The sequence below is a fragment of the Pseudodonghicola flavimaris genome (assembly GCF_030164425.1).
In the GTDB taxonomy this organism is placed as follows: Bacteria; Pseudomonadota; Alphaproteobacteria; order Rhodobacterales; family Rhodobacteraceae; genus Pseudodonghicola; species Pseudodonghicola flavimaris.
In genome coordinates, this window is record NZ_JASNJD010000021.1 from 84,397 (window position 1) to 95,957 (window position 11,561).

Annotated in this window: 13 protein-coding genes; 3 read left to right on the top strand and 10 right to left on the bottom strand. The window is 61.9% G+C overall.

The annotated features are described in order from the left end of the window. Window positions 1-160: 160 nt before the first annotated feature. Together QO033_RS20725 and QO033_RS20730 are read right to left on the bottom strand one after the other, a co-directional pair. Window positions 161-448: a TFIIB-type zinc ribbon-containing protein gene (locus tag QO033_RS20725; RefSeq protein ID WP_100161010.1), complete on the bottom strand. Its 288-nt coding sequence runs from the start codon at window positions 446-448 to the stop codon at window positions 161-163. A gap of 34 nt (window positions 449-482) precedes the next feature. Further along, the gene (locus QO033_RS20730) at window positions 483-2,837 is read right to left on the bottom strand and encodes a heavy metal translocating P-type ATPase (protein ID WP_284482815.1); all 2,355 of its coding nucleotides are present in this window, start codon (window positions 2,835-2,837) and stop codon (window positions 483-485) included. A gap of 182 nt (window positions 2,838-3,019) precedes the next feature. Here QO033_RS20730 and QO033_RS20735 point away from each other — a divergent pair, with 182 nt between their 5' ends. Next, on the top strand, window positions 3,020-3,304 hold the full coding sequence (locus QO033_RS20735) for a hypothetical protein (protein WP_100161008.1): 285 nt from the start codon (window positions 3,020-3,022) through the stop codon (window positions 3,302-3,304). Window positions 3,305-3,351: 47 nt separating this feature from the next. Here the strand turns inward: QO033_RS20735 and QO033_RS20740 are convergent, their stop codons facing one another. From QO033_RS20740 to mntR, 7 genes are all read right to left on the bottom strand, one after another. Then, window positions 3,352-4,014: a L,D-transpeptidase gene (locus QO033_RS20740; protein ID WP_010138179.1), complete on the bottom strand. Its 663-nt coding sequence runs from the start codon at window positions 4,012-4,014 to the stop codon at window positions 3,352-3,354. 291 nt (window positions 4,015-4,305) lie between these two features. Then, entirely contained in the window at window positions 4,306-4,857 is a 552-nt protein-coding gene (locus QO033_RS20745) for a c-type cytochrome (RefSeq protein WP_306372743.1), read from the bottom strand. Then, window positions 4,820-5,314 (bottom strand): DUF411 domain-containing protein, encoded by a 495-nt coding sequence (locus QO033_RS20750; protein WP_100161089.1) that lies wholly within the window; start codon window positions 5,312-5,314, stop codon window positions 4,820-4,822. Before QO033_RS20750 ends, QO033_RS20745 begins: the two co-directional genes overlap by 38 nt. After that, window positions 5,314-6,243, bottom strand: a complete 930-nt coding sequence (locus tag QO033_RS20755; RefSeq protein ID WP_284482816.1) for a WD40/YVTN/BNR-like repeat-containing protein — start codon at window positions 6,241-6,243, stop codon at window positions 5,314-5,316. The genes QO033_RS20750 and QO033_RS20755 overlap by 1 nt, the downstream gene beginning before the upstream one ends. Before the next feature lie 17 nt (window positions 6,244-6,260). Beyond that, window positions 6,261-7,706: a multicopper oxidase family protein gene (locus tag QO033_RS20760; protein ID WP_100161006.1), complete on the bottom strand. Its 1,446-nt coding sequence runs from the start codon at window positions 7,704-7,706 to the stop codon at window positions 6,261-6,263. 136 nt (window positions 7,707-7,842) lie between these two features. Next, window positions 7,843-8,187, bottom strand: coding sequence for a hypothetical protein (locus tag QO033_RS20765; protein WP_100161005.1), 345 nt, complete (start codon window positions 8,185-8,187; stop codon window positions 7,843-7,845). 99 nt (window positions 8,188-8,286) lie between these two features. After that, entirely contained in the window at window positions 8,287-8,739 is a 453-nt protein-coding gene (mntR, locus tag QO033_RS20770; RefSeq protein ID WP_100161004.1) for a manganese-binding transcriptional regulator MntR, read from the bottom strand. A gap of 116 nt (window positions 8,740-8,855) precedes the next feature. On the opposite strand from mntR, the gene QO033_RS20775 reads away from it, so the two are divergent. Continuing rightward, window positions 8,856-10,064 (top strand): multicopper oxidase domain-containing protein, encoded by a 1,209-nt coding sequence (locus QO033_RS20775; RefSeq protein WP_284482817.1) that lies wholly within the window; start codon window positions 8,856-8,858, stop codon window positions 10,062-10,064. Next, the gene (locus QO033_RS20780) at window positions 10,061-11,242 is read left to right on the top strand and encodes a ZIP family metal transporter (protein ID WP_100161002.1); all 1,182 of its coding nucleotides are present in this window, start codon (window positions 10,061-10,063) and stop codon (window positions 11,240-11,242) included. Before QO033_RS20775 ends, QO033_RS20780 begins: the two co-directional genes overlap by 4 nt. A gap of 229 nt (window positions 11,243-11,471) precedes the next feature. Here the strand turns inward: QO033_RS20780 and QO033_RS25365 are convergent. After that, on the bottom strand, window positions 11,472-11,561 hold a 90-nt coding region (locus QO033_RS25365; protein ID WP_456107298.1), incomplete at its 5' end, for a transposase domain-containing protein.

Genomic DNA, 11,561 nt, shown 5'->3' on the forward strand with positions numbered 1-11,561 from the left:
GTCTGATATGGACATTACGTTACCTTGCAAATGCTGCGTGATCAATGTCCGTGGGCAAGCGCGGCCTTTGCCATCTCTGGACCAACCTGCTCACCGCTGAATGGCTTGCGGGCCTACCGCAGCGCCTTGAGGGCGACCGGCAGGGAGGCCACAGCAAGCCTTAATCGAACAACTCGTGAAGCCAGGATTTGCGCCGATAGCCGTGCTTGCCGTCGCCGCCGCCGTGCTGTCGGCGCCGGTAGCCGCGATCATCGTCGTAGCCGCGCGGCTCAGGCACCCGCTGAGGCGCCACATCGGGTGCCGAACGCTCGATGATCTTGTCCAGTTCGCCCCGGTCGAGCCAGACACCCCGGCAATCGGGACAGAAGTCGATCTCGATCCCCTGGCGGTCGCTCATGCTCAAGGGCACCTCGCAAACCGGACACATCATCCTGCCCTTCACGCTCATGTCTCGTCTCGGCTCCTTTCCGGGTTCTCCCAGTTCAATGACCATGTGCCAGCGCCCCTTTGGCCAAGCCTTCGCCAACCTGTTCACCGGCGGACGGCGGCGCCTTGGCCTCTTGGCTGTTAAGCAGGCGCAGGGCGTTGGCCACCACCAGCAATGACACTCCTACGTCGGCTGCAATAGCGCCCCACATCGATGCCAGTCCGAACGCGGTAGCGACAACGAAAACGCCCTTGGTCGCCAAGGAAATACCGATGTTCTGATGGATAATCGACATTGTCCGGCGCGAATGACCGATCAGCCAAGGCACCTTGCCGAGGTCGTCGGTCATCAGGGCAATATCCGCCGTCTCGATTGCCGCGTCCGAACCAACAGCACCCATCGCGATGGCGTAATGCGCGCGCGCCATGGCGGGGGCGTCGTTCACCCCGTCGCCGATCATGGCCACCATGTCATGCGTTTCGACCAGTTCTTCGATGGCTGTCACCTTGTCTTCGGGCAGAAGCTCGGCACGGACCTCGTCGATGCCGACCTCGGCGGCAACAGCGCGCGCTGTCCGCTCGTTGTCGCCCGTCAGCATGACGATGGTCTTCACGCCTTGCGCGTGGAGCTGTGCCACGATGCCCTTGGCGTCGGGGCGGATACGGTCGCGCAATTCAAGGATGCCGGTCACGCCGGTGTCGTCGCCCACGGCAACAAGGGTGCTGCCAGCCCCTTCGATGCGGTCGCGCAAATCCTTCGGAATGGCGTCGCCGAAACCCTTCTCCTCGGCAAACCGGTCCGACCCTAGCCAGATCGACCGGCCGTCAGTGCGTCCTTCAAGTCCCCTACCAGGAACGGTTCGGGTATCTTCCGCGGCGGACACCTTGATGCCGTCGGCTTCTGCCCGCGCGAGAATGGCGCGCGCCAAGGGATGCGAGGAACGTGCCTCGAGCCCCGCGGCGAGGGTCATCAGATCCTGCGCCGATGCTCTACCCAGCGGATGCACCGCCGCCACCTCGGGCTCGCCCATGGTGATCGTGCCGGTCTTGTCCATGGCCAGTGCAGTGGTCTTGCCCGGTGCCTCAACATATGCACCGCCCTTGATCAGCACCCCGGCCCGCGCTGAGGCGGTGAGTGCGGCGACGATGGAGACCGGAGTCGAGATGACCAGAGCACACGGGCAGGCGATCACCAGCAGCACGAGTGCATTGTAGAACCAATAATCCCAAGCCCCACCGAAAATGAGCGGCGGCAGCAGGGCAATTGCAATGGCGAGAGCCATGACGATAGGCGTGTAGATGCGGGCGAACTTCGCCACCCATTGCTCCACCGGCGCGCGGCGGGCATGGGCGTCGCCGACCATGCGGATGATCTTGGCCAAGACGGTGTCCGAGGCGGCCTTCGTGGCGCGCACCGTCAGTGTGCCTTCGCCGTTGATCGTACCGGCATAAACATCGTCGCCCCGTTCCTTTGGGACCAGCGCACTCTCTCCGGTGATTGGCGCCTGATCGACGGCCCCTGCCCCATCGACAACCTCACCATCCAATGGGATGCGGTCTCCGCCGCGCACGACGAAACGTGCGTTGATAGCAACCGCAGAAGCCGGAACGTCCGCTTCCGATCCGTCATCATAAAGAACTCTTGCCGTCGGCGGCGCCAGGTCGAGCAGAGCTGAAACCGCATTCCTCGCACGCCCGACGCTCCAGCTTTCGAGGAAAAGCGAGAGCGAGAAGAAGAACGCGACCGTCGCCGCCTCGAAAAATTCGCCGAGGCCAATTGCACCCGCGACTGCGACTACCATGAGCAGGTTCATGTCGGGCGACAGCCGCCGAGCGGACGACCATGCCTTGGGTGCCACGAGCCAGACACCGAACAGGATCGCAACCGCGAATAGCCCTGCCTCGACCAGTGGCATCGGCGCTTCGCCGTGACCCGCGAAGAGGCCGAGCGCCCCGCCCATGCCGGTCTCGATGATGTGCCACAGAAAACCCGCGGCCCAGAAGCCGCCACTGAGCGCCGTAAACAGCCGCTGTCGTGCAAGATGGGCCGCCTGGTCGACCGACGCTTTTTCGGCATCCCAGGGCTTGGCGGTCATGCCGGTGCTTGCGACCAGTTCTGCAATTTCGCCGTCCGATACACTCTTGGCGCTGTCGAGAATAGTCATCCGTCCATTGATCACGTCGAACGCGAGATGCTCGGCCCCACCGATCTTCGGGCCGACCACCTTGTTCAGGATTGCTACCTCCTCGGCGCAATCGAGGCCGGCCACCTGAAAACTGCGCCCGCCCGCTGGCGCGGGCGTCGCCGGAACGATGTCGCCGCACGTTCCGGCGCTCCCGCAGCAGCTGCCGCCGCTTGTCTGGGCATCTTCGGCGTGATCGTGGTCGTGACGATGGGTGTCGGACGGCATGAATGGACCTCTGGATTCGGGTGCTTTACCAAGACATAGCCCCTACAGTAGCTAGAGCTTCAAGAGCAAAATACGGTGGTATTTCAGTTTGTTTTATTGCTAGAGGATGCGGCGACCGGCTCCATCACGCCTTGAGGCATGAACAGCCGCTGCAAAGAAAAACAGTCACGAAAGGAAGCTTGATGCGGGTTTTGATGCTGAAGCAAAAAATGATGGTTGCAGTGGTGCTGTCGCTTACGGCCGGATGCGCAGTCCAGCCGACTGGGCCGGGCGACGCGGCAGACCAGCGGGGCAACGTTCCCGAAGCCGTGATTGCAATGGCTGCCCCGGGTCAGGATGTTGCAACCGCGCGCTTGGTGCCCGAGGACGGGTGCTACTGGTACGAACACAGCGGCCCCGTTGAAACGACCTTGCTGCCGCTGCGCACGGCGAACGGCAACCCTATCTGCGTCGCGCGGGAAGTGTGACGACGACCCGCACGTCACATCAATGCGCTGAGAGTTAATTACCTCATTCAACTTCTCGCGGTAACGCTGTCCTCAGCCGAATAAAGATGTGCTGTCGATCCGATCTCGACGTTCGGATAAAGCTCGTTGATGTGTGCCATAACCATCCGCACGCAACCCGAACTCGCACGACCGCCGATGCTTCTCGGATAGGGTGTGCCGTGTATCCGAAGATAGGTGTCGCGATCACCGACATAGAGATAGAGCGCCCGTGACCCGAGAGCGTTTTCCGGCCCTGGTTCCATCCCATCGGCCCATTGTGCGTTCACGGGATCGCGTTCGATCATGTTTTGTGTTGGCGTCCAGTGCGGCCACCTGACCTTGCGCTTGATGTTATAAACACCCGGCTCGTAGAGGTTGCCCCGCGCGATCGCCACGCCGTAGCGCATCGCGGTTCCACCCTCCTCAATGTGGTAGAGATACCGCGCGACCGCATCGACATGGATGTCTCCCGGCACGAGGCCGTCCTTCGCGTCCACACGCTGAGGCAAGAAACGTGGGTGTAGTCCCCAAGGGTTTGACGTGGCCGGATCGAAGCCGGGCGGGCTGACTTGCGCGTCCCATTCAGCCTTCTGCGCCTCGGTGGGCCAGCTATCGGCAAACACAGGGTTGGCCACAGTCGCCGAAAAGAGCGCTGTTGTCGTTTGAATAAAGTGTCGTCTTGTCAGCATGTCGTACCCTTTCGGTTCCCACCGGCGATCAATGGCAAGAACGATATACATTCTCGTCGACTAGATAGGACTTCTAGTGGCTAGAGGTTCAAGGGTAAATTTTCGTGAACGCATGCACGCGACCCTGGTAGCACATGCTTGCCTTGCGGGCGGGTTAACGGCCAACCAGGTCAGGTCCGAATTAGCGTGGTAAAGCGGGAGTCAGGGGGCGGAGTAGGACAGATTTGCCGAATTGGTCCCCCGGTGGATCGGTTTTGGTCGAAAGATACTATCCTGACACCCTGTCGATCTTCACCCGCCCGTGTCATTGGCCGAAACTTCGGCTTGGAACTCACGTTGTCGCTCAGGCCAGGTGCTCTTGATGTAGACGAGGATAGCCGCGATCTCTGCGTCTGTCAGATCCTCTCCGAAGGCCGGCATGTCGCTCTCGTATCCCGGCACGACGGCCCCGACCCCGCCTTTAGTGATCTGAAAAAGCATGCGGTCTGAATGGTGCCAAGTGTGGCCTGAGTCATCATGCGGCGGGGCCGGCATTCTTCCTGTGTCAAGACGACGACGCCAATCGGGCTGACCCTCGAGGCTGGCACCATGGCAACTGGCGCAGTTGTCCGCATAAAGCTGTTGCCCTGCCATGACCTGGGATGCAAGCACGGGCTCTCCCAAAAACGTCAGTCCCTCGACACGCGGGTCAACCGGTTCCGATTGGGCCAGCACCACAACGCCGGTGGTCGCGAGCGCGGACACTAGGGCAGCGAGATGCACTGACCGCCTGACCGTACACTTCGCCGATCGATCTTTCGGCCCTTCATTCATCGGCATAAATTGAAATTCCGTCTGGGCCAAAGGCGTAGGTCCTTAGCGTGCCTGACTTGACCGCAGCCATACCCGGCGCGTTCGCGGGCATTCCCGGCAAGGTGATACCCGTTATCGCCGGACGGGTTTCCAGCAGCCGATCGATGATGTCGACGGGGACGAGACCACTGACATAGTAGCCGTCGATCTCGGCCAAGTGGCAGCCGATGCCCTGGGCGGGCACACCGACTTCGACCGAGCGTTTGTCGAAGTCGCGGTCATCCACACGCGTAACGGTAAAGCCGTGTTCTTCGAGATAATCCCCATAGGCATCACAGCAGCCGCAGCCCGGATCGCTCCAGATGGTGATCTGCCTTTCGTTGCCCGCCAAATCGGGTGCCATATCGCCTGTCGCTTGCGCCCAGGCCGATGTGGACAGGCCCACCATTCCGACAATGCCGCTGCCAATCAGGCCAAGCGCGTTTCTTCTCTGCATCATTTTCTCCATCATTGTTCTCCTGTTTCGATCCAGGTTGCGCCGCCGTCACGGCTGATTTTCAAGATGCCGCCCAACAGGGCAGCGATGTAGGTCTCGTCTCTTGGATGAACCGCAACAGCGGTCGCAGCTTTGCTGGCCCGCTTTTGCCAGATGACTCCGCCGTCCTGCGATGCCCAGAGGCCCGAGGGCAGCGCGGCGTACATCACTTCCGGCGCCGAGGGGGCACTGGCCAGCGACAGGATCGGTTCACCTCCAGGCAATGGCGCTTCGGACGGTGGGGCTTCACCCGCAACCAATGCGTCCATCGCGTTGCCTGGCTGCACGTCCTGCCAGCGACAAAAGCAATCGGGCACCCGCGTTAGGCCAACTTCGGTGCCCGCATAGATCCAGATCCCGCCCATGCCGGTTTCAAGCTCGACCGAAGCCAGAGCAAGAGGATCGCGCTCTGCGTTGTCGAGCCAGGGGCGGTCCATGGCGAGCGACCAGGTTGCACCGGCGTCTTCGCTCTTCCACAACCCGTCGCCGCGAAGCGAGGCATAGATCATGTCCGGGTTCCGCGAGGCGATAGCAACGGCAGTGATTTCTCCGTCAGGCAAGCGAGCGTCGCTGACGCGCCACGAAGCGCCCCCATCTTCGGAAATGCTGACACCGCCCTCGGCCAACCCTGCGACCACACGGCCGGGCCGGTCGCGATGGGTCGCCAGCGACAGCACGTTCCCCGGTGTTTCTGTCGCGGTCCAAGTCCGGCCGCCATTATTACTGACGAACAGCCCTCCTCTCGCCAGCAGGATGGTATCGCCATCAAAGGCAAGAGCCGCTGGATCACCATCGCTCGCCGCGAGTGCGAACCCCGGCAACATCGAAGCGACGCCGATACTGAGTGCCGCGATGAGTACCTTGCGCCGGTTTGGCTGACATCCAATCTCAATCGACTTCAATCTGCATGTTCCCCTGCTCATGCGACGCGGATCACGCCCATCATCCCGGCCGCCTGGTGCTCGAGGATGTGGCAATGGAACATCCAGTCTCCGGGATTGTCGGCGACCAGGGCGATTTCCACTTGCTCGCGCGGCGCGATCAGCACGGTATCTTGCCATTCGCGGAAATCGGTCGGCACCCCATCGCGGCTGATGACTCGGAAGGAGTGGCCGTGCAGGTGGATCGGATGGTCGAAGGCAGTGGCGTTCGTCATTTGGAGGATATGGCTCGCGTCGCGCTCCAATGTTAGGAAGGGGTCGAGCATGTGCCCTTCGGCCGCGACGCCATTGACGAACCACATGCCGCCACCCACAACGCCACCCATCATTCCGCCCATCATGCTGCCGGACTGACTCAGGCCCATCTGGCGCTCGACCATGGCGCCCATCATGCCCCCGGTGAACAAGATTTCATGACGACGGGCTGCGTTCAGATCAGGTTCGATCAGCGGATTGGCTGGAAGGGCAATTTCCCATTCCGGCGGCGTGGCACGCAGGGGCGTTTCGTCAAATACGACATCCAGCAGGTTGAATTCATTGTCACGATAGGCGCGGTCGACGATTTGCAGCCTGGTTCCGGGGTCGGCAGGGCAATCGAGCATGATGTCCGCACGCATCGCCGGGCCAAGAACCACGACACCGTCAAGCGCAGCGTGCGGGGTGACCGGCTGGCCGTCGAGTGCAATGATGCGCGCGGGAAGGTCGCCGAAGTCGAGCGCGAAGATGCGGGCGTTGGCGGCATTGATCAGCCGCAACCGGATACGTTCGCCTTGCCGCACCACGAAGACATCGGGAACACGCCCATTTATCGTGACAGTATTGCCCAGACGGCCCGCATGGCTCATGTCCATGGCTGCGCCGAAGTCATCCGCAATCGCCGCGTCTTGCGTCAGCCGCCAGTCGTCAAGCAGCCAGGTGACATCGCGGTCGACCTGCGGCGGGTTGGATTCGTCAATGATGAGCGGTCCGGCCAGCCCACGTCCGACCTGCTCGAAACTGCGCTGGTGGGGGTGATACCAGAAGGTCCCGGCATCGATCGCGTCGAACTCGTAGATAAAGGTTTCTCTGGGTGCGATCGGCTGCTGCGTCAGGTGTGGAACCCCATCCATCGCGTTCGGCAGACGAAGTCCGTGCCAATGTACGGTGGTTTCCTCGTCCAGACCGTTTGTGACGACGATGCGCAGCCGATCGCTTTGCCGAACCCGTAGCTCCGGGCCGGGAACCTGACCGTTGAAGCCCCAAACGGGGGTTGCGGGATAAGGTTCTGGGACCAGCCTTGCCTGTCCCGGCGCGGGGCGCAGCGAAAAGCTGCGGATTTGCGGTTCGGCGCGCAGGGGCTTTCCGAAAGCCGTGGCGCCGATACCCGCCAAGGACGTTGCAAGAAATGATCGGCGACTGAAAAGGGAATTGATTTGGTAGGACATGGATGAACACTCTCTGATTTCACTGTACGCCGCCAAAGCAATTGCGTGGCGACGTTCATGGATCCGCGCAAACGCCCATTTGAGGGCGTCCGGCACGGGGAAACTCACGAAGCGCAATCAGGCGCCGTGTGTCAGATCAGAGGTAGACCCGAGGAGGTTGCTTGGCCGGGGGGCCGGATATTCCGTGCGGAACGTCCACGAGCTGGATTTCATGTGCTGCGGTGGCAGCGATCGGGCTGGTACCAGCCGGGATCGAAAGAAGAGCGGCCATTCCCGCGGCATTGCACACAAAATCACAGACGGAACCCATCTTACCGTCTTCCAAGCTGCCGCAGGCGTCGCAATTTTCCATCGCCATCATGCCGCCATCCGTGGAGACCATTGACGAGGCCATGGCAATTGAGCCAGCAGACTGCGCGACCGCGCCGATGGCAAAAGCCACCAGCGAGAGAATGCAGATAAGGCGCGCCCATTGTCTCATGATCTTGATCTACTACCCACGCGATCCGAATGCCAGCGGCACAAAATCACGTTTCTTGGAACCTCGGCCAACCGACTTGTCGCAGCGGCAACCACCTGCCTATGACCGCTGGGAAAACGCCGCGAATAGGGCAAGCGTCCGTTCGCTGACATGGTGCTCGATGCCTTCGGCATCGCGTTCCGCGGTCTCGGGGTCGAGCCCGAGGCTCAGGAGAAACCGCAAGACGATCTCGTGGCGATGTCTGCATTCCTTGGCAAGCGCCCGACCTTCCTCAGTCAGGAAGACCGAGCGGTATTTCGCGCGAGTGATCAGGCCGTCCCGCGCCAGACGGCCAAGCGTCTTGGCGACTGTTGGCGCGGTCACGCCCATGCGTGCCGCAATATCGACCGGCCGGGCCTCGCCGTTCTCGTGGATCAGCTCAGCGATCAATTCGACATAGTCTTCCGCCACTTCGCTGCGCCGCGCTTCGCGCACACCGATGAAGGCCTCGGCGCGGGTTTCAACCGCGCGCGCCTCTGCCTGCGTTGATTCATGGTTCTCATCGTTCGTCATGCCGCCACCCTCGCACGATCGGGATTGACTCGTAAAGCCTAAGCGATGATTATTAGCCGAAGCTAACTTTTTGCGCCGGGACTTTGGCCTGCGTGTCATTTGAAGGGACCACGTCCATGCCTGCCGATACCAGCAAGCGAGGGCGCGATGTGTCGTCCGCCGTGGAGACATCTCGGCCCACAGCGCCACCTGCAATGGTCACGGAGCCAGTATCGGCGTCGCGACGCGCGTTGTTGGTCGGCGGTCTAGTGGCTGCCGGCGGAGCGGCCGTGGCCGCGAGCCGCGCGCAATCCCAGGCAACGCCCGACCCGATGGCGGGGCATGCGATGCCCGGCGGGGCGGTCGATCCGTATTCGGCCCATGACAGTGGCATGGCGCATGGCAACATGACGATGGTCGGCCAGGTCGACCACGCCCGGAACGGGTTCGACCCGACGGCCATGCTGACCGACTGGGAGACAGGCCAGACCGAAGTTCTGCCGGATGGGCGCACGTTACGAACGTTTGAGGTGGACGTCATCGACGTGGAGATCGAGATCGCTCCCGGCGTTTTCTTTCCCGCCTGGACGTTCAACGGCCGCGTTCCCGGCCCCGCCCTGCGCGCCAAAGAAGGCGAACGGCTACGGATCGTCTTTCGCAACCTCGGTTCACACCCGCATTCCATGCATTTTCACGGCATTCACTCGGCGCAGATGGACGGCGTTCAAGGCGCCGGGCTGATCGATCCGGGTGAGGAGTTCGTCTATGAGTTCGATGCCAAGCCCTTCGGCTGTCATCTCTATCACTGCCATGCCCTGCCGCTGAAACGGCACATGCATAAGGGCATGTACGGACTTTTCGTGGTCGACCCTGATCCGGCGCGCCACCCCGAATTTGCGGCAATCGCCGCGTCGCGCGTGCTGGGCAGCCCGGAAAACGCCGAATGGCAGGAACTGGCGATGGTGATGAACGGCTTTGACACCAATTTCGACGGCGAGAACGAGGTCTATGCCGTCAATACGGTCGGCCAAGCTTACATGAACGCGCCTATCCGGATCGACAAGTCGCGCCCGGTCCGTATCTACCTCATGAATGCGACCGAGTTCGACCCGATCAACTCGTTCCATCTGCACGGCAATTTCTTCGACTACTACGACACCGGTTCGCAACTCACGCCGACCCTGCGCACGGTCGATGTGATCATGCAGTGTCAGGCGCAGCGCGGCATCCTCGAGTTCAGTTTCGCTGACCACGAGGATGGATTGTACATGTTCCATGCCCATCAGGCCGAGTTCACCGAACTAGGCTGGATGGGCTTTTTCGACGTGCGGGAGGCCGGAGCATGACCGATCAGACCGAACAAAGCCGCCCGCCAATGACCCGCCTGCTTCTCGTTCTCGTGCCGCTGGCCGTCATGCTGGGGGCTTTCGTGTGGATTGCCTCGCTCGATCCGCTGCGCGGCTTCAACAATGGCGCGCCCCCGGTCGAGGCGTTGACGGTCGAACGGACGATCCTCGATGGGTCGGGGATTTCGCTCAGTGTGCGCGCCGGCGGATCGGAAGCAATGGTGGTCGCGCAGGTCGCAGTGGACGACGCCTACTGGACCTTCACTCAGGAGCCCGCGGGGCCGATTGCCCGCGGCGAAGCGGTCTGGTTGCGAATTCCATATCCGTGGGTTCTCGGCGAGGCCCATCACGTCAACCTGCTGACCAACACGGGCGCGACCTTCGGGCATGAGATCGGGGTCGCCGTCTCGACGCCAAGTCCCACCTGGGGTCAACTCCGGCTGCAGGCAGTGATCGGTGCGATCGTCGGCCTGTTGCCGGTGGCGCTTGGCCTGATGTTCTATCCGGCCATGAAGGGCGTCGGGCGAAGCGGGATGAACTTTCTGCTCGCCCTGACGGTTGGGTTGCTGGCCTTCCTGCTGATCGACATGACTGCGGAAGCGCTGAAGTTGTCCGGCGATGCGGCGGCGATATTCCAAGGCTCCGCCATGGTCTGGCTGGCGGCGCTGGCAAGCTTTCTGCTGCTGATGGCGATCGGGCGCTGGCGCGGCAATCCGGAAGGCATCGCGCTTGCGTTCTACATTGCCCTCGGGATCGGGCTTCACAACTTCGGCGAAGGGCTGGCAATCGGCGGCGCATTCGCCGCCGGGTCGGCGGGGCTTGGAACTTTCCTCGTCCTAGGCTTTGCCTTGCACAATGTCACCGAGGGCATCGGCCTCGCCGCCCCGATGCTTCGTGCCCGGCCCACGATCTGGATTTTCGCCGTCCTGACGGTGCTCGCCGGTGGCCCGGCCGTCCTTGGAATGTGGGCGGGCAGCCTCGCCTACGCGCCGCAATGGTCGGCACTGGCACTCGCCGTCGGAGCGGGTGCGATCCTGCAAGTCATGGTCGAGGTCAGCGCCTACCTTGTCCGTCAAAACGCCGACAGGCAGGCGGCGCTGATGTCACCAGCCGTACTGGTCGGGTTTCTGGGCGGCATCGCCTTCATGTACGCGACGGCGGCATTGATCAAGATCTGAGCGGTGATCGGCTGTCTCGGCTTCATGGGGCGGTCGCCCAGCTCTATAAACTGACCCCGTCTGTCCACGGGGAGATCGCAATTTTCGTGCCCCAGTTTGTGCGCCCAAGAGACTTATTCTTTCGTGATTTCGAAATAAAGAATTTGAGGCTAGAGCGACTAGAGGATCCCACAGATAGGTGAAAACACCGCAAATCCATCGTAAGCGGCGGCTGCATCCCACCTCAGGTTCAGCTTGACGGCTTGAAGTTCCACGGGAGAAGTTCGTCGATGCGGCCTTGCGGATGGCCGGCGGCGATGGCCTCGAGGGTGGTCTTGAG